This is a genomic window from Larkinella punicea, from assembly GCF_003334855.1.
Classification (GTDB): domain Bacteria; phylum Bacteroidota; class Bacteroidia; order Cytophagales; family Spirosomataceae; genus Larkinella; species Larkinella punicea.
The window spans coordinates 305,238-330,417 of the sequence record NZ_QOWE01000002.1; the positions used below are offsets into that span (position 1 = coordinate 305,238).

Here is a 25,180-nt window from a genome sequence, read left to right on the forward strand (position 1 = left end):
CAGCATAATAGCATGAAAAGAAGAGAATTGTTAGGTCTTGGAATCATGGGTACAATTCTGCCGGTAGCATCCTCTACCGGGCTAACCTGGGGCCGCGAAGCGGATAAACGCGGTGCCTCCGTTTTTCAGGAACCGGCCAAAAAGCTTACCGTTGTGGAAGATGTTGACGTGATTGTCTGTGGCGGTGGGCCGGCCGGGGTGGCTGCGGCCATAGCTTCGGCCCGAAACGGTGCGAAAACGAGGCTCATTGAGTTCCACGGTTGTTTAGGTGGAATCTGGACGGCGGGTTTGCTGTGCAACCTGATCGAACATGAAAATAAGGGTGGTATTATGCAGGAAATCCTCGATGCACTGACTCGGTCCGGCGCGCAGGTGTCGGCAACCAACTATGACGCCGAAGCGATGAAGGTGATCCTTGACCAGCTTTGCAAGGATGCAGGGGTGGACGTCAGATTGCACACCCGTGTCGTAGCGGCTTATACCAATAGCAAGAAAAGGCTGGAAACGATCGTTACCGAAAGCCAGTCGGGAAGAGAAGCCTGGCGGGCCAAGACGTTCATCGACACCACCGGGAATGGGGATTTGGCGGCCCAGGCCGGCTGTAGCTTTGTGAAAGGGCATCCAAGCACCGGTTTGGCGCAACCCGCTTCCATGATGGCCATTTTGACCGGAATCACCAAGTACGACATGGTGCGCAATAACCTGATCAGTCACGCGGGGGTAAAGAACTCTCAACACAAAATTAATCTTCGCGAAGAGATCAGAAGCGTCGGCATGGATCCCTCATACGGTATGCCCACCCTGTTTTTGATTCGGGACGACCTGTTTGCAATGATGGCAAATCATCAGTACAACATGAATGCGTTGGATGCACAGGAGATCACCCAGGCAACTATGGAGTCGCGCTTGGAGGTCAATAACATGGTAAACAAGCTTCGGAAAAAAGGCGGTATCTGGAGTGATTTAAGAATTGTGGCCACTTCGGAGCAAATTGGACTGCGAGAAGGCCGAAGGATCAAGGGTTTATACACAGTCAATCGGGAAGACCTTATTAAAGGCTCGCGTTTTGACGATGCGGTTTGCCGGGTGAAATTTGCCGTGGATATCCACTCGGTGGATGGGAAGGGTGATAAAGGGTATGGCAGTGAGGGAATTAAAGTGCAACCTTATGACATCCCCTTGCGGTCGCTGATTGCCAGTGAAGTAGGCGGATTAATGATGGCTGGGAGATGCATCAGCGGGGATTTTTTCGCCCACGCCAGCTATCGGGTAACGGGCAACGCAGTGGCCATGGGGGAAGCCGCCGGAAAAGTAGCGGCAAAAGCATCGCTCACGAATCGATTAGCGCATGAAGTGCAATGGAAGGAAGTGGCGAAGGCTTAAAATAGAGAGGATTGTAAACTTTGTTGGTACCGTTTCGAAGATTAAATCAATTTTAGTAGTTGTTAATTTTTGGGACGGTATCATTTTAACTTGTTGGTCATCAGTCATTTGTTTTGAAAGTCTTGAGTTATATAAATTTAATTATGTTAACCTAGTGCTCTGTTTTACAGTATAGGAGTATATCGTTGTTAGTTCCTATCTATCCAGCACTTGAACAAAGTTTTTTTCACTACCATCTGCCTTTTTTGATTTTGCTTTATTTAGTGCAGAATCAACTCTAGCTTTTACGGTTTCTTTTGAATCAAGACCTGGTTTGAAATCAGTTACACCACAACTTATGGATAAATTTTCTTTTCCCATTTGTTCATAATTTATTAAGAATTGATAATCATTAACTTCTTTTCTAATCCTTTCTGCATAACCATACCCGTTTTGAATAGTGTCTCCAATTTTAGATAATATCAAAAATTCATCACCACCATATCTAATGAAAATATCGTCTTTAGACCGAGGTCTTATGAGGTCGGAAATTTGCTTTAAGATCAAATTTCCGACCTCATGACCATGATTATCATTAATTCTCTTGAAATTATCAATGTCAATTAAAATTACTGAAAATGTTTTGTTCATTTTATTTGAATCGGTAATTTTCTCTTCTAAAAATATATTGATCTGATTACTATTAAAAGCGTTTGTTAAATCATCAATAGCTGATACCTTCTCTAATTCAATATATTTGCTTTTAATTTCGATCAATTCTTCTTTAAGTGAATCTATTTTTAAAGCTCTTTCACTTTCTATATTTTTTATTTTCTTTTCATACTTTCGTATAAGTAGTCCATTAGATATAAGGAATGACATAAATACAGCTACAATTACAATAAGCAAAATAAAATATAACGGGATACTTATTTCACTATTGATAAAACTAATAAACTTGTCCCATTTATTTGTGATTGCGGTAGCTATCAAAGTAGCAATTACCGCCCCAATTACATCATATATTCTTTTCTTGTTCATTATATATTATATACAAATAGAAATTAAACCTATATCCTTAATCTTATCAATTATGCTTGTTCATTTATCATGTTTTTGTTAATACTATGAACAACCCATCCTCCATAATATCGAATAAAATTTAACAGCTCCTCCGATAAAAAAGTAGCTACGATATAATTAGATGATCGTTTATTGTCTAAAAATACAATTTTATCAATTAAGAAATCATCGTCATTTGAATTGAACTGGATATCAAAATGAGATATAGAATGTCTCAAACCAACTATTAATGATCTCATGTCTGTTATATCTTTATTAATAGTTGAATTACCGATACCCATTTCTCTTTTCAAATCCTCAGTAATTCTATCCGTAGGTAAATACGAAATTGTTTTCTCCTTGGGTAGCACTATTATCCCTAATAAACAATTAATTAATAAGGTATGATTGAACTGTTTTTCAAAATCTAAGCTTTGCATTTTTTCATCATATTGAGATATTAGTTCTAGAGTTCTCTCTATAAACTCGGTTTCGATATTTTTGTAATTCCCCATATTTAAATAAAAATTTTAAATGTGTCTATAGCCCTCCACTATAAACCCCTCCTAAATTTATCAGATTAATTTAAATAATTATTGTTCCTGATAATTATTTTTTGTAAACTATAATTATCAATAATGCTTATCTATTTTGATTTGATTTAGTAATATAACTACTTACAAATCATATAGTGATCTTAAATCATCTAACACTTAACAATATTTCTTGAATTGAATATGGATACCTCTCAAGGATTTCATCATCTATTTTTTCAATTCCAAATCTGTTGTTCTTTGTAATTAAAGTAGAATCTATTTTTTTTGAAAAAATATAATTGAAATCCTCTTTTTTAAACCTAACATTAAATAACGGTTTATCTTTTCCTGAAATTGAATTTTTATGGATGTTAAGCTGATTAATAGCTAATTGTTGTTCATAAATTGGAAGGATCTTTAAGGCATCCTTTAATTCTGTTTTCATTTCACCGTAAAGTGCATTCGATAATGCATCCAAAGTAATATCGTTCCAATCTGTATAGTATTCACTTTTATATAATACACCTACTAATTTCCTGTCACTCTTCTTATTTTTACCATTGTGTCTAATTGTGTGTAATATTATTTTTGACTCACAATGGTATGATTCTAAACTTTCAATATAAGCATATTGAAGACCATTAATCTCATGTCTTTTACACCTAAACCATTCTTCAAACCCAAATTTGAATTTTGCTTCAAAAGCTTGATCATTATCAGTTGATTTATAATTAGGTCCCGATGGCTTTTCCCAATTATTATTGTAATTATAAGTCATTCTAGCAAGAAAGATCATGGTAATTTGAAGTTATCTGTTTTGCTTATAATATTTGTTGTAACTCAAATTATTGAATTGATTGACAAAACAGGCTTAAAAACTTGTGGCATACGATCATATACAATTAAACCAGGATGTGCATGAGGCATCAAATCAGATCCACTGGCAATTGCGATTGAAAGAGGTACGGCCGGAAACAAATGAATGCTTGGGGTAAGTTTATGCATTACCTCAATATTAGCTAAAAATTTTCGATAACAGATACGGAATTCAATTAATGACTCTAGTGTCAACACAATATCAGGATTTGGATCAACACCTACTGGCCTTATTGCATAGATGTTATAACTGTCTTTTATTTCATCTGGAAGTTCATCCAGATGGATGGATCCACTAATATTAAGAATTACTGCCACTTTATTGTTATTGGAAGTAGATTGCAACAGCTCCCAATCAAATAGCTGAGTGGCTTCTTCCCTTTTCCAATGCCAATGGTTGGCATCAACTCGTCGGCGCTGAAAAAAGGTGCTACCGACTTTGTTGCCTAATTGAAAACCTAGATAGACCAGAATAGGAATTCTGGCAAAGGCGAAAACTGATATATGGTCAATTTCTTTTTGTTCGATTCCCTGCCTTATAATCTTTAAATTTTTATCTACAATCAATTTCGCTGTCTCATAGTATGCCAGATTTTCTTCTGGCTCCCCTAAATTGGTAAGATCGATTTCGACTCCCTGCCTATGATAGTCTAAACTAAAATCGGCAAATCGTGAAGGATCATGAAACAAAGTTGCGTTGTTACATTCTGATCGAGTAATCTGAACTGTGTTACCCCGGATGTTGCCAATTACTCGTACGATGCAGGTTTTGTAATTTTGTGGTATACCTGTAACATGTTTAATGTGTGCTTCGCGTTGGCGCTTCAATTCGCGCAGTATTTCGACAGTAAAATCGCCCTGGGCTATTGCCTGATCTATCGTTTGGTGGTGAGTGGGGCAAAGCAACATGAAATTATCCACCTCCTCGCGTAATTCTTTTACTAGTGGGTAATTACTACGGGGAGAGGATTCATTTAAACTTTGTCCTACAATGTGGGCTTTTTCCCCCCTGTTAAATTCGTAATAGCCTAAGTCTTCACTTTCTAATAAATAGGTTTGACACAATTGACATCGTCCACCCGCCCTTACGTATAATAATTGTTGAACTTTTGCGCTAGGCTTTTTTCGTTGCGCAGTTGTTGATGCGTCACTTTTTCTTTTTTTTGTTTTTCTGGTTTCCATGATCACTTAAGTAAAATTTCAAAAATCAATGGTTCCTAAATTGGACTTCTGTCTGGGTAGGAGGGTGAGAATCAATATGTATAAATTTGAAGGCCTCCCAGGACTCATAGATAGCTAAGCTACTGAATGAGGCTTTTTCTTGATTTAGATCACTTCGCCAGCAAATGACCACCTGACCCGTATGAAAAATGACACCATCCAATACTCTTCCCTTTCCACTAAGGCCCGATTCGTCACTATGCCGAATTAGGGTGAAAAGTTGAGGTTCAGGTGAGCTTTCTGTCATAATCAGGATTGTTTTGGTAAATGTTAATCATCGGTCGCATCTCGTGAGATTTCTGCTTACCAGTCCACATTCTTGCTTCTTCTATGCCCAGAATTAAGAAAAACAGGTCATTTTCAAACGTATCAGTCTTAAGCTTGCGCTGCCAATCTTTTAGATCGATAGTTGATGGAGTCGGTATACGTTCCGGATGTGTATGCCATTCTCCTAAGTAAATACAGGTACCACTGCTCTCCTGCCAACGTTGGTTTATAATTTCCTGATGCCTTCGCTTAGCGCGGTAAAAAGCATACCGGTTACGTTTATCTCCTGGCATAGGAATAGTCACCTCATCCACAACGATATCATTGCTGTCACGCAGTAACCGGCCCAGTAAGATTCCCCCGGCTTCACAATCGACAGATTTGTGTTGCAGATAAGGAACCATCTGCTGCAACGCCTGAGTGACCACTTTTAAATGCCCACCATTAGGACGTTGAAATAACAAGTAGGTTTGTTTGGCTAAACTCATTATATATTTGGTAGCCTACCGCAGATAGGACATGCGGAAGAGGCAAATAAATATCGAGTATGATAAAGCTGTTCCTCACTGGTTTTAAATCGTTCCGAAAGCACATATTTCTGTTTTAAAAACTCAGCGGAATCGCCCTTCCAGGACAGTAACATGCCTTTGGTCTCTTTTCCTGTCAGTGAATCCAAAGCTAGTTGCGTCATTAAATTTGCGGTTCGTGATGCATCTAATGAACCGTACGGTGTGTGTAATTGACCACAGCCTGACAATGATTTACCAAACCATTGATTTTTACCGGCGAAAGCAGCTCGGTTAGCCATGGCATCCTCCGGGTCAATCGAGCTATACAAGCATTTAAAGCATCCTTTTATGCCAGGTTGCGCTAGCAATGCATGCCCGCCAATTCCTAACGGCTCTACCCATCCAAACAAGATAGGAACCTTTGCGTATTTAACGGCCTGTTCGTTCAACCAAATTTCGGTGGTAGGTTTGCCTAAAGCACTTATTACTAGATCGAACGTAGAAAACCGGACCAACCCATCGTTTACCGCTTGTTCTATGGAAGTATCAATTGCTACTATGTCCGCATACGGAAACTTCCGGTTCAACTCATCGCGCATTGACGAAGCTTTTGGGCGACCTTGGTACGCATTTCCTAGAACGTGCCGGAAGGTATTTTCCAGACTCATTTTGTCTGAATCTACCACTGTCAAATTCATCACGCCTGCCCGTACTAGTTCATGAGCTACATACCCTCCTACTGCTCCACTCCCAACTAAAAGTACACGTTTTGAACTGTGTGCAGTCTTACTCCCACCGCGTGGGAGTATATAGCTAGCTTCTTCGCGTAAAACCTTAATAGGCTGTATTTTTGCAGAGTTACCTCGTTCTGAAAAAGGATGATTGCCCTCTGGACTGACGTATGAAACGCCAAATAAGGAAAACCCACCACTCGGCCGAGGTAAGGCAAATACCATCGTGCCGCTCATCGAATTATTTAACTTAATGTACTGCTTGTATTGTTTGACCGACAATGTATCAAGTGCTGGTTGTATAACCCGCTTTAATTCGTCAACTAACCAAAAAGGTTGATCGAAACGGGGTGGTCTAATAACCGTTCCAACGGGTAAAACGAAAATTGCACTTCGCTCCTCAATTGGGAATTTTTGTCTGACCTTGTCAATATCAAGGTGCAAATAACGGGCAACATCCCCCACTGATTGTGCTAAGTAACTTTTCTGACCGTTTTTAAACAGCTTTACTTCATGCGATTTAGCCGTTGTGTTGACTAAGTTTATAATTGAGCTACTACTCACGTAGCCCCAATACACTTCAAACTCGTCCGCATAATCACCCCAATTAGCACCCTTTTTGCCATCAGCCAGTACAATCACTGCTTTCTGGATTGCCCACCGGATTATTTCAGCGGGCTGTTTTTCATCAAGAATAATCCCTTCGGTGGTTTGATAGCAAACCATGTTCTCTTTTAAAACATGGGGCAAATCTTCATATTCGCTGCCATTTTGTAAAAAAATATATGGTAAGCTTCTAGGAAAATCAGGATCAAGAACAAGAAGGATTTTTATTTTATGGCCTTCTATTGAAACCTTTCCTGAAATTGCAATCGTATTTCCCTCCACATTAGGGACAAGTTCTGACTCCTGAAGACTATCATCCGTCTTCAATAGGTCCAGAATAATTAATGCTTCATGTTTTTGCATTGCTAATTAGCCTGCGTTACTGGATGAGGCAACGGCTGCGGATTTGGTAACAACCGCTGTGGCTTCTTTTGTTGGAATAGGAAAACAATCTCCTAATACCTTGTCGCTAGCCAAAATTTTGCAAGCCTCAACCGTATCCACTTCGGAGGTTGCTTTTTCCAAGGCAGTTTTTAAATTTTTCAGTTTGTCTTCAAAGCTTTGCATTTGTGAATCGGACATTCGGGCATAAATATCCGTGTTGGGTTCAACCGGAAGATAGGCTGTCAATCTTCTAACTGTTATGAGATTGCCATTTTCATTTCGCGTAATCGAAAAGAAGCTATTTACCATATAATTAACAAGCCCTAGTAATGCTTCCAGATCATCGGGTTTGTAAGTGATTGGATCAGAGTATTTGGGCATAAATCCCTCATGGGCGCTGATTGTTAGTCCAATTCCCCGAGGGGCATTGTTTCCATCACTGGAGAAATTTAGATCTTTCCACCGCTTCATGTACCGGATAACTCGGCGGAATTGCTTACGAGCTGGTTCGTCATTCGAAAAGCGTCTAAAAAACGTGTCTTTCAACACCGTCGGATTCGACCGTTGCCATTCCCGGTAATCATCACCGGAATTTCGCTTGCCCATGGCCAAGTAATCGGTGTTATCCGTATTACTACTACTGTCCGAATAAATGGCCAAATCCACGTGAAAAACACGTTCACCATCTTTTTGGTAGAACACAGTAACGCAGGGACGACGAATGCAAACGTCCTTAGTATGTCCTTCCAGGGCTTCATGTACCCGTTCTTTTAGTAGAACCGGATCTTTTGCGTACGTTCCGTTATCTTTTGACGTGGGGAAATAAACTCCCTGATCGATGTCGTATTCTCCATCCAACGGTTTAATCCCTGTTCCCATCTCATAGCTTCCCTGGTCACAAAACTCAGGTACCAAATTTTCCTCGTCATGATCTTCGAATACTTTTGGAAGGTTTTCTTTTAGCTTTTTACGGATAATGTCCCGTTTTTCCGCTAGAATGGTCTCCTCCTGCCGAAGTTTTATCTGGTTGTGGTATTGATCGAATTGCTTTTGTACGTTTGCCATATACGTTAAAATAGTTGCTTTTAAGTGTATATTCAAAAGCGTGATTTAAATCTCGAATTCACGCTTTTGAATATTACTATTTATGCCGCATTATGAATAAAAATGTACTTTCAAGTTCGATTACTGAACTGCGACAAAAAAGCGATGAAGCTTTGTTGAAGCTTATCGCTTTACGAGAAGAAAATGAATCCCTGGCAAGGGCCGCATTCCAGGTATTCTATGAGCGGTACGAGCAATTTCTATTTGGTGTTGCGCGCAATGTTTCTTCGCAATTTCCGGGATCTTCTAACGAATTATTTGAAGCCGTTTTTCAGAACACATTTATGAAAGTCTACCTTCGGGCAGAAACTTTTAATCCCTCCGAAGTAAAAGCTTCTGACATGACTTTAGGAATTAAAGCGTGGATTGGCCGCATTGCTGATAACGAGCACAAATTGCTGCTACGTCAGTTAAGAAACAGACCTGCTATCCAACTCGTGGCTGATGTTCCAATCGCTGAAGAAGACTTGGAGAACATTCCTGCTGATGAAGGGATTGAAGAGCCGGTTTCCTACGAACGAAGTTTGCTCGATCAAGCTTTAGCTACCCTCAATGATATGGAACGCTATATCCTTGTCCAGAGCTCAGCTTATGAACAAGAGGGTAAGTACCTTCCCTCTACTTTCATTGATGCTACCTGTATGCTTTGGCATATTACAAAGGTGAATTTTAGAAAAGTCAAAAGTGTTGCCCGGCGAAAAGTAGTAGATAAAATAAACCAACTTCGGGTTTTAAAAAATAAATAACATGGAAAATCAAGAGCAATTTCACTACCTCCCCGAATCTAAATTGACCTACTCGTTGCGGTCCAATGGATATTTATTCCCAATATTGATTGAACAAGTCAAATTTTTAGAAGCAAATCATCAGGATATTTTCCAGAACATTCCCTCAAGTATCACGTCCGCTGCTGACATTATTAATCGCGGAATTATATCTTTTGAGGCTAATTTTCGCATCCAGATCAATGAGGAAACGCAAGATAATCTGGCCCAGGCTGCACGGGAAGGAAAAGAGATTCCATCTAATGTTAGAGATCAAATGCTTCGGGATCGTCTCAATGCTACTAAATCAAAAAGGGAAAGTGATTAGTCTTTTTAGAAAGCGGGTTATATCGAACACCGCCGAATACATTTCAAATTTATACTTTCCCAATAGTCTTATTTTACCCGAACAAATTGCTGTAGATAATGGGATTACTTTTAATTACGGGTATTATGATGATTATTTTGATGGATTAATTGAACACAAAGCCGGCGGTTTTCACATCTATATGAACTTAACAAAACTCAAGCGTCAGGATAGTCCCAGGAGTCGATTTACGTTTGGACATGAGTTAGGACACTATTTTTTGGACGAACACCGGATAGCCTTAAAAGCAGGCCGAACGCCTTCACACCCTTCAGTAACCGATTTTTCGTCTAAAAATCCAGTGGAACTTGAAGCTGATTATTTTTCATGTTCTTTATTAATGCCTGAGACCCGGTTTAGGACTGATTGCAACCACCAGAGGATGTCCATAGAATTAATACAATCACTTTCCAAGAAATACCATACTAGTTTGGTAGCAACCTTACTTCGGTATGTTAATATTGGGAACCATCCTATTGTCGTTATTTGCTCAAAGGATTGTGAAATTCTTTGGGATTGGAAAAGCGATGACTTTGAGTTTAAGTATTTAAAAAAAACACATAACCGTGTACCTTTAACTACTGTGACAGGGGAATACTATAAAAATAAAAAACGATATAATCATCCAGAAAAGATTTTTGCCGAAGATTGGTTTGAATACATTAATTATGAACGCAACACCTATACTTTAAATGAACAGTGCTTTTATTATGATAATTTTAATATGGTTTTTACCATCATATGGTAATTCTAATTTGTTTTTTATTATAAGGTCTTATGAAATTAATAGTGGACAGCAGCTTGTTGTTTGGCCCATAAATATAATTAGTTTATATTGCGAGTATAATCTTCTTCTAATTTTAAAAATATTTTATGCCAATCAAGGATCTTTCCGTCATATCCAATTGACTTTAAAATTAAAGCGTTTAATAATGTATATACGTTCATTGCATACAGAAGAATATTATTGTTATCTATTTCCTTATCTGTTTTGGCAGTAAGTGAAATGTTCCCATGAAGAAAATAATTGCGTTTATCTAAAGATTTTTCATCATATTCTGATAAAATAATGTCCAATTCTGAGAAAATATTGGTAAAAACATCTCTATTTTTTGGTTTTCGCAGTAAATTATTTATTTTTTCAGACACCTTAAACTCCTCAATTACTGTCTTGAAATCTCCTAATTTTTGAGTCTCCTTTTCAATTAAAACCTCTAAGTATTTAATATACTTTTTAACAATTTTATCTTTTATTGACTTTTCGTTATTAACTATCTCATTAAAATCAATGATTGTGCTATTTGCCATATTTTTGCATTGTCTAAGAAGTTTTTTAACAATTCTAGCTCTTTGTTTTTCTTCTTCTATTATATCTTTAAAGTTAACTTTTGCTTTTTCATTGTATTTGTTCATCTCAATTTCCAAGTTTTCAATAAAATTTCCAAGTATATATTGTTTTGCCTCTACTTGATTTTTTGATTCTGAGATAGAACTAGTATTTATTAATGTGGTTATTCCTTCTAGTGCAACAAAAAAACCAGATGGCATAATTGCAAGCGAAGCACTTCTCGCTTCAATTATCAATTGCAGCACAGATGAGAAATGAGATGAGTCGTTGGACCATTGGCATAGCTTAGAAAATACAGCACTACTCATTGGCTGAGATTCACTAGTGAATTTTCTTATTGGGCTAAAAAGATTAACATTGCCTAATGGCGAGAAAATGGAGTGCGATCCACTTATAAGTTTAGAGTAGAATAAGCTTTTAGGTGTTTCAAAATCATTTATATTATAAGAAAAGAAATATCCTTCATTAAAGCAAATGTTGCCAATTATATAATTAAGTGATATAATTATGGAAAAGCAATATTTTTCAAAAGTATTCAACGAAACAGCACTTAGACTTTCAAATATTAAGAATGCGGACTTATCTGGCTCTGTTTCGTGCTGATAAAGACTGATATTTAAATTAATATATTCTATAACTATATCTTGTGAAATATTCTGTTGGATAAAATGATCAATAAATATTTTACTTTTCACTGGAATCAAAAGCCGGAATTGGCTACTTTCCTCTTTTGTAAAACTTTCCGAATAAAAATTGTTAATTGTTAATGTGGAATAGTCTTTATATTTGGCCTTGATTATAAACAAATCATTGTTATGAGTTGCAATTTTAATGTCACTTAAATCTGAATTATAATTAAATAATAGTCGATTATGGTAGTGGTTTATTAAAAAACCATTCTCAAAATCTTTATATAGTCTTAGTTTTTTAGATTGACCATTAAAATTTACAGTTATACTTTTGTGTTTTTTTTCTAAATCATTTATAATTTCAAATGTTTTCAATAACTTATTATTTTGCCTAGTCATTATTTATAGTTTTGTATACAGTTTTTGGAATTACCTCTTGTTGAGAAAGAGGTAATTCCATTTCAATGATCTACATGCTTATTTTTTCTAATTAATGTTTACGGCCTATCCTTCGGCCGGATAATTTTTTCCAAATAGACCGTAATTGCGCGACTTCCGAAATCGAGAAACCAAGTTGATCGATTAGTAATACTTTATCAACTATATCAAGTACCTCATGAATCCGCTTTTGGCGCATTAGTTGGTCAATCTCATCAAAGTCCAGTACGTCCCCAGTTAAAAAAGGTAGCGGCAATTCCTCAACCTCAGTTGGTTCAAACGTCAATACTCCCCCACCATAACTTCGCCCCAAAATCTCCGAAAAAGCAAAGGTTAGCGAATTTAAATAAGAAAGAACGGCCCGGCCTTTATTCACGCCTGGTTTGAATTTAACTCGATGTATGGTATCTGTTGAAAGTGCATCCGCTTCATTAATAGCTAGTTTTGGAAACTCATTAACTTGACGCAGGGCAAATCCATCAGGTATTTTAAGTGATGGGGTTACATACCAGCGTTTACGGACCTGACATTTATAACCCGTATTATACTGTTTATCTTCTCCATAAACGATGTACTCTCGACATGGCTGGGGTAATTCTTCAAACGGTTGATTAGGAGGCAGAAATAAGTGGACAGGATAACCACTTTTTTTATTGAGCTCGAAATCATCCGGTTTGAATGTAATTCCTTTCAGGTGTGGAGACTTACTAACCACTGGGCGTAAGAACGGTTCGACCTTCCAAGCCTCCACTTGCTCTTTGTTCATCATAAAGAACTCGTTTCGACCGGTTACAACCCCTACATCAACTTCCATATAGGTGCCACACATCTGAATCCGATCATCCAATTTGATGCGTCTAAGCAGGGCTATTTCTTCTTCCTCAAGGAAGTACTTGGTCCACTTTTCGGAGTTATGTTCAATTTGCTTAACAGGCTTGTCCAGTAACTGATCCAGATCAATGGCTTGTAAATCGGCCAGCCCATCTAGCTCGACAACCCGAATACCCCCTCGGTCAGTTACACTTTTCTCACAAAGCAGTAAAACAACTTCCTGCTGGATTGTGTCAAAGACTAACTTACGAAACGTCACGATGGTAATCCGCTCGAAGAAATTTGACAGGAACACGCGTGTATCAGCCGCATATTTCACTTGAAATAATTCGGCTGGAATGACCATACCTAGTCGTCCTGTTTCATTCAGCAAACTCGCTGAGACTACTAGGAATGGAACCCAAATGTTAGTTAGTTTATTGGGGATCAAACCCACTTCGGCCATCAGCGTAATTGCCCGGTTGCGATGCTCTTCGGGAAACGTTTGGTAGCGAATAAAGGGTGGATTGCCTACGACTACATCATAGCGGTTATCTCGATGGTCACGTACGAAACTAAAAAAATCTGAATTAATGACAGTTGTCCCATTCAAGCCATACCGACCTATCCGCTCCTGAGCTTTGTCCGCTTCAATTTCAGACAATTCAACCCCTTGAATTCGCCCGGGCAAATCCTTTCTAGCGACCCCTAATGCTTCATATCGTTCAATAGCAGCCTCTAGAAAGTTACCATCACCGCAGCTGGGTTCCAATACAGTTTCGGTTGGTGAGGTAATACCCCATCGACAAATAAAATCGGCAATCGGTTTAGGGGTATAATAACCACCTCTTAACTTGTCATGATCTAGTTTAGCATTAATTGCTACTCCCATAATTAATTATCTGTTTCGCGTCGATGCAGTAATTCATCGTTTGCTACAACTTGTTTATCAGCATGCGTTATGCCGTATAAATCGTCGACTAATTGAATCAGCCTTGCCCGAATAAACGTCAGTTTGCGTTTCAGCACGTCACGTTTCAGCGGATTTTTTAATGTATCAAACGTTTTTTGCGTGTCTATCATTTGCCTTGCTTCCATAACAATGGCATCATGAACCGCTCGTTGGTCAGGGTTGGCAAAGTCTATTGTATGGATAGGCAAGCTCTCAACGAACTGACGACCATGTGAATAGTATCCTCCTCGGAATGGACTAGTACCCGCTTTGATCATTGCTTCCCATAACGGATGGCTCAAGATAGCCAAAATATAGTAAAGGGAGTAATCAGATGTTTGCAGTATGGCGTAGTAAGGACCATTTCCCCCACCCGTGAATAGAGAATTTTGGTCATCGTAGGCATAAGCGGCCTGGAGGGATAGAACCGACCAAATTAGCTTAGGCGCCTGATGAAATTTGGTGAGGCTCTGCGACCGCCCATACTGATACCACTTGGGTTTTTTGGACCCATTAATACTTCTTTTTTCTAACTGTTGACGGTGATGTACCAGATAAGCCCAACCGTATGGATAAGTAGTTTGAAGCGTAGCTTCATCCATTAATTCAGCACCAGCTGCACTGATGCTATAGGGAAATAGCAGTTGAGTGTTGGGGGTAACTGTTTGAAATAGATGAAGAGAAGCCTTGTAAAGACAAGGACAACACAAGGCTTTCTCGATCTTCCATTCAGTCTTTAGTTTTTTAAAGTAATAGTAGTGAGTATCCTCCTGATAGGGCTCAATGATGTAAATTGGATCGGCACTCGTCTGTAAGCCTACTGGAATATCGGCAATGTGCTTCAATGATCTAACTTGGCCTGCTCGAATTTTTGAAAAAATAGTTTCCGTTTGCGGAGAAATAAATATCCAGGGATCACCGTCAAGCTGTGCATGTGGGTACGTAGCGGATAAGGGTTCTTTCCACAACTCAAGGGCTAGGCTTGCTATTTTGACCAGCGTAAATTCTTGCGCTTTTTGACGACTGAGCAACAAAATAGCCGTATACGTAGATCGGCCTGGGAAGATCTGCGTTACGCCAAAATGGATCAGTTTATGGACATGGCTATTGGTTATGATAAACTCTCTGAGTACCCGACCACCGGTTAGTGTAAAAAATTTGTTGGGCACGATATAACCCAGCCACCCAGTGGAATTGAGAAGACGTAACGCTCGCTGGATGAATAGATAATATTTATCAAAGCTTTCATGCCCCGTCCCCCCGTAGCCTGATACATTTGATTGATAGTAGACCAATTCTTCGGCTGCATAGCGAGCCATATTTTGAATCCGAATGTAAGGCGGGTTTCCTACAATGGCATCGAATCCACCGGTTTCAGAAAGAAAAGGAAATTCCGCTAACCAATCGAAAGGCTTTATGCGGTAAAGTAATTCGTCATTATGCAGAATAGACGGAATTACCGTAACGATCGAGTTGTCAACTAAAGCATTACCACATTTGATTGTATCGGAAAGGGAGGGCAAAACGCCATTTTTATAGCGACTAACAAAATCGTCCGTCGTAGACGATGTCTCTCCTTCTAGCAGTTTCAGATATAAACTAAATTTGGCCACTTCCACCGCGTAAGGGTTAATATCTAAACCGTATAGGCAATTGAGCAGTATCTGCTGTTTGCCCCAAATACTGATGCGCTGGTCGTTGTTTGTCGTTTTTATGACCCATTCGACTGGTAACCGGTCTACCTCCAATCGACTGGCTACATAGATTAGCAGCTGATCATAAATAGTCAGCAAAAATATCCCGGAGCCACAGCAGATATCAGCAATTCGCAATCGGATTACATCAGGGATGTTTTTACCAACGAGTAAGGGTTGAAGTGTTTCATGGACAATTTTCTCTACTATTACTTTAGGCGTTGGCACTACACCATCAGATGCCGCAATTTCAGCTTCGGCAACAATGGCAACAGACCCCGTGTCACTTACAGCAATCCGGTTACCCAAATAGTGTTCATAGATCTGACTAAGAATAGCGGGATCAATAACGGAGAAATCGTATGGGCTTTGTGGATAATAAAGCTCGTTAAAAATGTCTACCAAGGTGGCCGTATTGATAGATACTTTTAGGGACAGCTCATCTTCAATAAAATCAAATAAGCCAGCATTATAGCGCTTATCTGCCCGCAGAAACATGGCTTTTAATTCTTCATAATTAGTTATCTGTTGAAGAGTAGCGTATTTCTCTATCGTTCGGTCTTCACAGATTCGTAGAAAAACGATTCGGTTCAGCAGCCGTTGAACCAAGTAGTTAATGGTAACCTCATCCAAGTTGTGGCGGGCCATAATATCAGTGGCCAGCAGATTACGCCAATGTTCGATCTGTCCTAAAAAGTAGGAGTCAAAGGGTTGAGCGAGTTTAGGAGTCGTAGAATAGGTTTCTTCCAGTTGGCCTGAGGCTACTGACTCAAAAGACAGCAACTCATAAATTTCATCAAACTTATCAATAAGGTCCTGATAGGAGAAAAGTCTTAGCCGAGCGGTGGAAGCTGGATCAACAGCCGTAGGCTTAACTCGGCAATCATATACAATGATCTTATCAAAATTAGTCAGGATAGATACCAGTAAGCCCGCGTTCCAGCCGTAGCGACGGGTTTGAAAAGCAGGTTTAGGATTGCCTACGACATCAACGGATACTTTTTTGGCTTCTACAAATAACTTCCGTGCACCTGCAACGCGTAAGGTGTAGTCAGGATTTTTTTTAGCAATCACTGAATTGCCATCTGTGTCGTTCTCTTCTATGGCAATAGACTCTTCCTGTATAACGTCTCGCAGATAGGCTGATTTGCCTTCTGTATTATCGACGTCCCAACCGAATGCTTTTAAAAGCGGGTTTAGGTAATCAATTCGTAACTGAGCTTCACTATAAGCGGCAGTTCGATAATAGGCATATTGGTAGGAAAATGATTGCGTTAACGCTTGAACTTGGGAGAATGTATCCTCCTTACTTAATGGCATGTCGTATGGTTAGGGTCAAGTACTTGGCACTAAAGTTACTGAATACTGCGATTGGAATGCACTTTAACAAATCAGGTTTAATCATTGGCCATTTTTAGTAGGCCCAATCGCTCGTTAACCCAATTCCAATCTTGAGTAAGTAGCGCTAATTGCCTACTTAATTAAGTGCATGATCAAAAAGGGTAGTACATTAACGAGTCGAAAACGGATCGAAATTTTAAAGCTGGACCCGAATTCGCTTAATGCAAAATTTACTATTCATTAGTATATTAACTCTTTCAGTTCGGATTTTACTGAGAAGAGCAGCAAACGATTAAAAAAGAATCAATCTATGAGTTTACTACAACCAATGCCAGCCCTACATGTATCACCTGCTGCTTTATTGCCTTTCGGGCAGGCTTGGCAAGATAATGGAGGCAAACTAACCCGTTCACCACCTAATTCATCTAGTGCCTTATGCGAGGTTTTTGATCAAGAGGTCGGTCGTGCCTTAGCAGTCATGTTGGGAAACATCGCTGTCGTAGTGCCAAATAAAAATGCGTTAACGCCTAGTCATCCAAATTGTGTCGAAGTGGGTCCCGTTCGGGTAGTCGGTGGCGTTAGACCTCAGAATTTTGATGTAGGTTATCGACCCGATGGAATTCGGTTCGCGTTTGATTCAAAATCCTTGAATGATACGAAAAGCGTAAAGAAAAATTGGCAGAATATGATCAATGACTTAGCAACAGAGGCAACAACCGTTCATACACGCTTTCCCCATGCAATTGTTGGTTTTATGGTAATCATTCCCGAAGTATGTATAACTGAACCTCGGTTATCTGCGGTCATTCAAACTTTAGAAAGGCTTTCTAGACGTCTAGATTTTAATGAACCATCACATAGAGCCGAATCAATTTCATTAGTTTTATGGAATCCGGTAACGAGTATAATTAATCCCACTTTACCAGACCCACTATCACCTTTACGAATCGAGTCCTTTTCTGCACAAGTAGAAGCTGTATATATTAACCGATACAAAGGTTTACCTCCTCATGTCGGAGAATAGCTTTTACTTATCCTTTTACTAGCATGATCACAATTATTGATTCCTTCATTTATTCCAAACCAGACAGCCGAGCAGACTTAGACATAGGCAAAACCTTGAACAAAACCTATCAGGAAGATATGCGTAAGATGGAAGGCCTAGTACGGATGTTGAATCAACAAAGTCTTTCTATTCGATTGACATTTCATGGAAATTCAAAAGAAGGATTAAAAATTGCCGTTGATTGCCCCGATGAAGCTCTAAAAGGTCGCATTACAAAGGTTCTTCGGCAATTTCTTGATGAGCAAAGTGATTTATGAAAATATCATTATATAGGCAATAGGTCATCATTGAATTCTAGAAAACCGTAGTAGTAATCAGAATCACGTGTTAATTAAAATCTATGAAACAGAAGTACGCCGTTAACCAACAGCTTATAGAAACACTGCTCTCCTGGGTTAAATCTGGAGAAATTGCTATTCCCGAAATTCAACGGCCCTTTGTTTGGAGTAAAGTTAAAGTAAGGGATCTGATGGATAGCCTTTATCAAGGATACCCAATCGGTTATATCATTGCCTGGCGAAACCCAACTGTGCGGCTGAAAGATGGTTCCTCAGCTTCAGGCAAAAAAATCTTAATTGATGGTCAGCAGCGCGTTACTGCACTAACAGCAGCTATTCTGGGTCAACCTGTAATGGATAAAACCTACAAAAGGGATAGAATTACGATTGCATTTCACCCAATTAAAAAACAATTTGAAGTAATCAACCCAGCAATAGGCAAGGATGCAGCCTGGATTCATGATATAGCCCCGATTATTCGTGGCGATGAACGAGTGAGTCGTGTTGTCCGAACATATTTAGATAAGAACCCTGATGCAATTGAGGAAGAAGTAGAGGATAGTCTGGAAACACTCAAGGCTATTATCAAAAAGCAAATCGGCATCATTGAACTTGACGGTGATCTGCCGATCGAAACGGTAACTGAAATCTTTATCCGTATTAATCGCGAAGGAGTGGTATTGAGTCAAGCGGACTTCGCCATGTCCAAAATTGCTTCCAATGACACATATGGTGGAAACATGCTACGTAAAGGCATAGACTATTTTTGCCATTTGGCTGTGTCGCCGGAATCGTATAACCATATTAAAGAGAATGATATTGAGTTTGTTCAATCTGAATACTTTTCTAAAGTTGCCTGGTTACGGCATGAAAGCGACGATTTATATGATCCTAACTATAGCGACTTACTGCGTGTTGCATTCATCAGTGAATTTGGCAGAGGTAAGTTAAGTGATTTAGTCAGCCTGCTCTCTGGCCGGAATTTCGAGAAGAAAACGTTTGAAGAAGAGATTGCCGAATCATCGTATGCTAGGCTGAAGAAGGGTGTATTAAACTTCATCAACGAAACTAATTTTCAGCGATTCGTCATGATTGTTAAGTCGGCAGGCTTTGTACATCCTAATATGATAAGATCAAAGAATGCGCTCAACTTCGCCTATGTAGTTTATCTACATCTGCGTGCTGAGCGTGCTAATGATGCTACAATTACTAGTGCAGTTAAGAAGTGGCTAGTTATGTCATTATTGACAAGCCGATACTCAGGCAGCCCAGAATCTACATTTGATTATGATATTCGTCAAATCTCGGAGCGGGGATTTCAGCTGTATTTGGATGATTTAGAAGCGGCACAGTTATCTGACGGGTTTTGGGATGCAGGGCTATTACAGCAACTTAATTCATCGAGTAGTACGAATCCTGCATTTAATGTTTATCTAGCTGCCCAATGCCACCAGAATGCTAAGGGCTTCTTGTCAAAAGACATTACTATTCGTGATATGATCACTCACCAAGGTGACGTTCACCATTTGTTTCCTGCTGACTATCTCAAAAAACAAAACCTCAGTAAAGCGATCTATAACCAAGTAGCCAATTTTGTTTATACTGAGACGGCCACAAATATTCGTATAGGAAATAAAGCCCCCAAAATATACTTCTCCGAATTACGAGAACAATGTAATGGTGGACCACTCAAATATGGGGCAATAACTAGTGATAATGCTCTATTTGAAAACTTGCGACAGAATGACATACCTGAATCAATCTTCGACATGTCAGTTGAAAACTACGAGGAGTTTCTAGAATCACGACGCTTATTAATTTCTCAAAAGCTACGCTTGTATTATTATTCCCTTTAATAAACAAAATAACATAAATCCATTATTTAACTTTTGCCTGCTGTATTGAGTCCTTTATTTTGCCTCAGTCAGACTCATCTACGAATAGCGTTTTTTTACTTCCGGCTATTAAACAATTTTAATTAAAATGCTCAAAATGAAGATGGTCAGTGTTTACAGTGGAAATAGTGAAAACATAAAGACAGCAGAGTGAAAGTTGGTACATTTAGTGACATACACACTTTTTACCAAAAAATCCATGGAAAGTCAAAGCCGAACAAGGTCATCTAGGTCAATAGCGAAGATTGAGAAAAAGATTGCTGAGCTTAAATCGAATGCTAAATTTTGCAAACAACAAGCATCTTTCAGTACATCAGAAAAAGAAATTGCTAATGAAAACTCCTTTACTAATCAGATGAAAAAAGCATTAAGGGATGCTAAAGTTTTAGAATGGGTCTTAGATGAAAATAAAAGATGGCCATTTTAAACAATTTTCATTTGTTAGGAGACTCGAGATTTCCATTTTTCTAGCTTGAAATCATCACTAAGAAATGGCTCGAAAAATTTACTTAGCCCTTTATTAAACGGTAGTACATTAATGTATAAAAAAAATCACTTTTGAAACAGTTATTGAATTGTTTGTCCATATTGTAATTAATTCTATGCCATTAGTTTTTGTTCATGGTGTAAATACCCGCAAAGGTGATACCTATACCTCAGAGGTTATCACACGTGACGCATTGTTCAGGAGGTATGCATTAAAGGGTATTGTCACTGACCCGGCCACCGAGCTCATTTTAAATCCATATTGGGGTGATCACGGAGCACACATGGCATTTAAAAATGCCTCTCTACCGGGTAAAAAATATGAATCCTTTGGTTCAAAATCTGATCAGTTGGCTCAGGTGCTGCTGGAGATTGCTCCAGATGTTAAAATTGAAGAACCGGATCAAGCATTCAAGGAAATTGCTAATCAAGCTTCGCTTAGTTTAGCCGTAGATTGTTTGTGGACAGCCGTTGGATTAAGCAACGAGGATAACCTTCTATCTGACGAGGTAGCTTTACTCGCGGATTTAACATTACAATATGCAGAAGAAAATCCCCATCCCTCATGGTTATCCTTGGTTAGCAGTAATGATGAATTTGTTGACAAATTACTGACAGAAACAACACTTTACGCAAAACCAAAAGGAATTTTAACCCAAACTTCCAAAGCCGGTGAACAATTCGGTGGTGCAGAGATATGGGACGTTGTAAAAGAATCAGCCAGTAGGCTTGCGAGTGCTATACCTAAACTGGTATTTGGTGGAATAGCGAAACCCCTTCGCCCATGGGCTCATGAGCGAGTTGCCAGATTCGTTGGAGATGTATTTATGTACTTAAAAAACCGAGGTACTCCTGAGAACCCTGGTCCAATTGTCCGCATCATTTCTGATGACTTTTTGGCTGCACAGTCTAAAAGAAAACTTAATAATCCCTTTATTATTGTTGCTCACAGCATGGGTGGAAATATTACTTATGACATTTTAACTCGATTTCATCCCGAACTTAGACCAGACTTACTTATAACGGTTGGGTCTCAGGTTGGGATGTTTGAAGAATTGAAATTGTTTTTAGCAAGTGATCCTTCTGTACCTTCAGATAGCCAAGAATTTGCCTTAAAACCTGACAATGTCCAAAAGTGGATCAATGTTTTTGACCCGATGGATATACTTGGTTATGCCACTGGCAAAATTTTCAGTGAAACAGAGGATTTTGTTTTCGACACCGGAGCTTCACCTTTTGGTGCCCACAGCATGTATTTTTTTCGGCCCACTTTTCACAAGCGCTTACAACAGCGAATACACCAAAATATACAATGAGCCTTGTATTCGAGAAAACGGATTTTCAGCCTAACCAGCCACAAACGCATGCCTTTGTTATTGGCGTTGGGGCATATCGGCACTTACCAGAGGGTGATTTATACAATACCAAGCCTGCTCCGTTTACGATGGGACTTGGTCAGTTGACATCACCCCCAATTTCAGCTAAAGCATTTACGGATTGGCTGATATCAACACATCGGAATCTAGATGCCCCGTTGGGCAGTATTGAGTTACTTATTTCACCAGCAGGTCAATATAAATCCCCAAACGGGAATAATATACCCGTTGAAGCCGCTACCTTCAGCAACATTGCGGACGCCTTCGATCGATGGGTAGCACGCTGTGATGAATCCAAACAAAATGTCGCCCTATTTTTCTTTTGTGGCCATGGATTGGATTATATGACGACGACTTTATTGACTGAAGATTTTGGGGCCAGTTCCGGACGACCTTGGGAGAACGCGATAGATTTTACGACTACATATACCGGAATGATCGATTGCCAGGCAGAAACGCAAATTTTTTTCCTTGACGCTTGCCGGGAGGCTAACAAAGAATCACTTAAATCGGAAGGTTACAAGCCACGCCCCCTGAAAACTTCCCAAAAGACACAATTCCCACCCCGGGCAGCGCCTATTTTTAAGTCTAGTCTTCAAGGAGGAACCGCTGATGCGATACAAGAAGAGGTAAGCTTTTTCACCCAGGAATTGATTCGGACGTTAAACAATTTTGGGGCTGAAGACCAAGTTGAGGATTTTTGGCGAGTCACACCGGAATCTCTTTCGAAAGGACTAATGAATGCTTTACGTTGGCAGGATCGGTTTTGCAGTGTGGAAGGAGAGTTACAGATACCAAATAAAGTAATTCACCAAATTCCCGACCCGGTATTATGCAGAGTGAAGGTCACCTGTTCGCCTCCGGAAAGACACCAGGCCGCTCGCTTGATAATGACTCAACGATTGGTTGACCTTCCAAAAGTGTATAGCCGTAATCCTTCAATAGAACCTTGGACGGAAGAGGTCGAATCTGGTGTTTACCGTGTGGAAGCCCAATTTGACTCTGGGATTTTTCCACGAATGGAAAATCCGAAATTCATTGTATTTCCTCCGGAACGAAACTGTCCACTTCACTAACATTATGAGTACGTTAAAAATACTGTTTTCTAGATACACAGCGGACAGTGGGTCAGCTAGAATTGCATTCGATTTAATCGATGAACGATTAAAAAAGGTTAAAGTGGATCCTAATTATATAGTTTTAGGCGAAACGACGAATATTGCGGTAGAGCCAGGTTCCTATTTAGTAAGGGTACAACTACCAAATGGAGAAACCATCACAAATCAAATCGAGGTAGAACTTGATCAAACCAAGGAAGTAATTTTGGTTCCAGAATCGAATTCTCCCCGGGAATCACTAAGCTGGGCGTATTATTTAAAGAGAACCAGCAGAATAAATAAAGGATACGACCCACTCCATCCATTAAAAAGAACAATTATAGAGAAAAACAGTAGATCGCAGCTTCAGCCTATAATGAATTTATTTTTATTAAACGAAGACAGATTGTTAAATGATGACATTTTATATCATACTTTTGAATTAGCTAACTCACCCTTTACATTAACTTACTCACCCAACTTATTATTCTTCAATTTATATGATATTTCGCTGAGCTTCGAATCTATTCAGGATCCTGACCAACTACATTTATTGGGTCAGATAATCATCCGAGGTTTACAAAATGTTAAAGCCCAGATTGTCCTTAACGTTTTTGCAAATGGAATTCCCAATAAATCAATTTTGTTGCCTCCATTTGAAGAAGTTAAAATACTGATTCTGCTGGATGGGGCAGACGAAGCCATCAGGAATGAAACAGAAAAAGATCCTTTTCATGTCATGGTGGCCGGTAATAAACCTACTGCAGAATCTTTGTTGAGCTACTTAATGAACGGTGATTTTCAATCCATTGGTAAATTAAGGAACGAGGTTTTAGAGTTAGCACAACGATCTTTATTTGGAAAACGAGAGGATCCATTAGGTGCTGTTATTGGCGGCTATGTTCTGTTACAAACGATGGATGTTTTAGGCTTTTCTAACTGGACTGAAAATCTTTACAATTGGTTTCCAAATATACCTGATGGAGCAGTCATTCATGGTTGGACCCTATTGAAACAAGAAACACCTAATCTAATTCAAGCAAGTGAATTATTTATCGAAGCGGTTAATCGTGGTATACCATATTATACTATTGGCCTGCGCCGACTCTACGATGGTTTGAACCTCTTGGCTGCGCATTCTAGCTTAAATAAAGAACCTATTGTTAAGGAAAAAATTCAAAAAGCTTTAAATAAATTGCGTTCTGTTGTCTCAAAAGCTGATTGGAACCAACCCGTAACAACATTGATAGGATATCACGAAACTCATTATTTATAATTCAAACTTTTATTTTATAAATATGGTAATAAAGTCACTTTGCTCCTACCCTATTCCATCATTTTTGAATCAGTTTTCGATACCGCTTGACACTAGACATGCTAATACCAGTGAGATTCACAATCTCTGAGACTGATAACCCTCGCTCAAACGCTTTTTTGACATTCTTAAACTTCTTGGGATCAATGCCATTAGGCCGGCCAATATGTTTCCCATTCGCTTTGGCCAAAAGCTGGCCAGCCCTGGTTTTTTCTAAAATACTCTCCCGGTCGTATTCCGCTAAGGCGGCAAAGATTTACAAAACCATCTTACATGCAGGTGTGAAACTGTCCACTCCCAGATCCAGTGCCCGAAAATGAATACCGAGTTGGGCAAACTGGCTGATCAGGGAAATGAGGTGGTCTCTACTCTTACCCAATCGAAAAAAACGGGCTATTACCACGGTGTCATATCCTCGTAATTTGGAAAGCAATTCATCCAGGGCTGGTCGGCTAATATGAACTTCGGAAACATTATCCTGGAAAATTTCATCGCAGCCAAACTTCTGTAAAGACTCGATTTGGGTGTCCAGGTTCTGATCGACCGTGGATACGCGGGCATAACCAAACACCTATTCCATTTAGGGTCAGTAAGTTAGTCTCAGTAAGATTAAAGCAAAAAAAATCCTGAACCTACTTTTTGGACCTGGCTTTATGAAGACCTTTT

Annotated in this window: 23 protein-coding genes; 11 read left to right on the forward strand and 12 right to left on the reverse strand. The window is 39.2% G+C overall.

Features of this window, described 5'->3' with window-relative positions; genetic code table 11:
- Positions 1-12: 12 nt before the first annotated feature.
- Positions 13-1,383 (forward strand): FAD-dependent oxidoreductase, encoded by a 1,371-nt coding sequence (locus DUE52_RS03070; protein WP_114404474.1) that lies wholly within the window; start codon positions 13-15, stop codon positions 1,381-1,383.
- Positions 1,384-1,578: 195 nt separating this feature from the next.
- Here the strand turns inward: DUE52_RS03070 and DUE52_RS03075 are convergent, their stop codons facing one another.
- The 8 genes from DUE52_RS03075 to DUE52_RS03105 all read right to left on the reverse strand — a co-directional run bounded on the left by DUE52_RS03075 (position 1,579) and on the right by DUE52_RS03105 (position 8,619).
- The gene (locus DUE52_RS03075) at positions 1,579-2,403 is read right to left on the reverse strand and encodes a GGDEF domain-containing protein (protein WP_114404475.1); all 825 of its coding nucleotides are present in this window, start codon (positions 2,401-2,403) and stop codon (positions 1,579-1,581) included.
- A gap of 50 nt (positions 2,404-2,453) precedes the next feature.
- Positions 2,454-2,939 (reverse strand): HEPN family nuclease, encoded by a 486-nt coding sequence (locus DUE52_RS03080; protein ID WP_114404476.1) that lies wholly within the window; start codon positions 2,937-2,939, stop codon positions 2,454-2,456.
- 187 nt (positions 2,940-3,126) lie between these two features.
- Entirely contained in the window at positions 3,127-3,756 is a 630-nt protein-coding gene (locus DUE52_RS03085; RefSeq protein ID WP_114404477.1) for a hypothetical protein, read from the reverse strand.
- Between the two features lie 44 nt (positions 3,757-3,800).
- Entirely contained in the window at positions 3,801-5,018 is a 1,218-nt protein-coding gene (locus tag DUE52_RS03090; protein WP_114404478.1) for an SAVED domain-containing protein, read from the reverse strand.
- 25 nt (positions 5,019-5,043) lie between these two features.
- Positions 5,044-5,304 carry a hypothetical protein gene (locus DUE52_RS33205; RefSeq protein WP_510186370.1) on the reverse strand — a complete coding sequence of 87 codons (261 nt, stop codon included), beginning with the start codon at positions 5,302-5,304 and terminating at the stop codon, positions 5,044-5,046.
- Positions 5,285-5,812, reverse strand: a complete 528-nt coding sequence (locus DUE52_RS03095; protein WP_222930248.1) for a Mov34/MPN/PAD-1 family protein — start codon at positions 5,810-5,812, stop codon at positions 5,285-5,287. The genes DUE52_RS33205 and DUE52_RS03095 overlap by 20 nt, the downstream gene beginning before the upstream one ends.
- On the reverse strand, positions 5,812-7,533 hold the full coding sequence (locus DUE52_RS03100) for a ThiF family adenylyltransferase (RefSeq protein ID WP_114404479.1): 1,722 nt from the start codon (positions 7,531-7,533) through the stop codon (positions 5,812-5,814). Before DUE52_RS03100 ends, DUE52_RS03095 begins: the two co-directional genes overlap by 1 nt.
- Positions 7,534-7,539: 6 nt before the next feature.
- On the reverse strand, positions 7,540-8,619 hold the full coding sequence (locus DUE52_RS03105; RefSeq protein ID WP_114404480.1) for a nucleotidyltransferase domain-containing protein: 1,080 nt from the start codon (positions 8,617-8,619) through the stop codon (positions 7,540-7,542).
- 92 nt (positions 8,620-8,711) lie between these two features.
- Here DUE52_RS03105 and DUE52_RS03110 point away from each other — a divergent pair, with 92 nt between their 5' ends.
- Genes DUE52_RS03110 through DUE52_RS03115 form a run of 3 tightly spaced genes read left to right on the forward strand, consistent with a single transcriptional unit; the run spans position 8,712 to position 10,537 of the window.
- On the forward strand, positions 8,712-9,404 hold the full coding sequence (locus DUE52_RS03110; RefSeq protein ID WP_114404482.1) for a hypothetical protein: 693 nt from the start codon (positions 8,712-8,714) through the stop codon (positions 9,402-9,404).
- Position 9,405: 1 nt separating this feature from the next.
- Positions 9,406-9,750, forward strand: a complete 345-nt coding sequence (locus tag DUE52_RS32300) for a hypothetical protein (protein ID WP_165840851.1) — start codon at positions 9,406-9,408, stop codon at positions 9,748-9,750.
- Entirely contained in the window at positions 9,743-10,537 is a 795-nt protein-coding gene (locus DUE52_RS03115; RefSeq protein WP_165840852.1) for an ImmA/IrrE family metallo-endopeptidase, read from the forward strand. The genes DUE52_RS32300 and DUE52_RS03115 overlap by 8 nt, the downstream gene beginning before the upstream one ends.
- 77 nt (positions 10,538-10,614) lie before the next feature.
- On the opposite strand, the gene DUE52_RS03120 is transcribed toward DUE52_RS03115, so the two are convergent.
- From DUE52_RS03120 to DUE52_RS03130, 3 genes are all read right to left on the reverse strand, one after another.
- Positions 10,615-12,141, reverse strand: coding sequence for a hypothetical protein (locus DUE52_RS03120; RefSeq protein ID WP_165840853.1), 1,527 nt, complete (start codon positions 12,139-12,141; stop codon positions 10,615-10,617).
- Positions 12,142-12,256: 115 nt separating this feature from the next.
- Entirely contained in the window at positions 12,257-13,906 is a 1,650-nt protein-coding gene (locus DUE52_RS03125) for an Eco57I restriction-modification methylase domain-containing protein (protein ID WP_114404486.1), read from the reverse strand.
- Positions 13,907-13,908: 2 nt separating this feature from the next.
- Positions 13,909-16,980 (reverse strand): Eco57I restriction-modification methylase domain-containing protein, encoded by a 3,072-nt coding sequence (locus DUE52_RS03130; RefSeq protein ID WP_114404488.1) that lies wholly within the window; start codon positions 16,978-16,980, stop codon positions 13,909-13,911.
- A 331-nt stretch (positions 16,981-17,311) separates the two neighbouring features.
- Here DUE52_RS03130 and DUE52_RS32025 point away from each other — a divergent pair, with 331 nt between their 5' ends.
- From DUE52_RS32025 to DUE52_RS03160, 7 genes are all read left to right on the forward strand, one after another.
- On the forward strand, positions 17,312-18,025 hold the full coding sequence (locus tag DUE52_RS32025) for a hypothetical protein (RefSeq protein WP_133299747.1): 714 nt from the start codon (positions 17,312-17,314) through the stop codon (positions 18,023-18,025).
- Positions 18,026-18,048: 23 nt separating this feature from the next.
- The gene (locus tag DUE52_RS03135) at positions 18,049-18,324 is read left to right on the forward strand and encodes a hypothetical protein (RefSeq protein ID WP_114404489.1); all 276 of its coding nucleotides are present in this window, start codon (positions 18,049-18,051) and stop codon (positions 18,322-18,324) included.
- Positions 18,325-18,407: 83 nt separating this feature from the next.
- The gene (locus tag DUE52_RS03140; protein ID WP_114404490.1) at positions 18,408-20,201 is read left to right on the forward strand and encodes a DUF262 domain-containing protein; all 1,794 of its coding nucleotides are present in this window, start codon (positions 18,408-18,410) and stop codon (positions 20,199-20,201) included.
- 238 nt (positions 20,202-20,439) lie between these two features.
- Positions 20,440-20,667, forward strand: coding sequence for a hypothetical protein (locus DUE52_RS03145; RefSeq protein WP_114404492.1), 228 nt, complete (start codon positions 20,440-20,442; stop codon positions 20,665-20,667).
- A 175-nt stretch (positions 20,668-20,842) separates the two neighbouring features.
- Positions 20,843-22,042 (forward strand): hypothetical protein, encoded by a 1,200-nt coding sequence (locus tag DUE52_RS03150; RefSeq protein WP_133299748.1) that lies wholly within the window; start codon positions 20,843-20,845, stop codon positions 22,040-22,042.
- The gene (locus DUE52_RS03155) at positions 22,039-23,178 is read left to right on the forward strand and encodes a caspase family protein (protein WP_114404494.1); all 1,140 of its coding nucleotides are present in this window, start codon (positions 22,039-22,041) and stop codon (positions 23,176-23,178) included. Before DUE52_RS03150 ends, DUE52_RS03155 begins: the two co-directional genes overlap by 4 nt.
- 4 nt (positions 23,179-23,182) lie before the next feature.
- Positions 23,183-24,475 carry a hypothetical protein gene (locus DUE52_RS03160; RefSeq protein WP_114404496.1) on the forward strand — a complete coding sequence of 431 codons (1,293 nt, stop codon included), beginning with the start codon at positions 23,183-23,185 and terminating at the stop codon, positions 24,473-24,475.
- Positions 24,476-24,770: 295 nt separating this feature from the next.
- On the opposite strand, the gene DUE52_RS32740 is transcribed toward DUE52_RS03160, so the two are convergent.
- Positions 24,771-25,085 (reverse strand): recombinase family protein, encoded by a 315-nt coding sequence (locus tag DUE52_RS32740; protein ID WP_229312047.1) that lies wholly within the window; start codon positions 25,083-25,085, stop codon positions 24,771-24,773.
- Between the last annotated feature and the right edge of the window lie 95 nt (positions 25,086-25,180).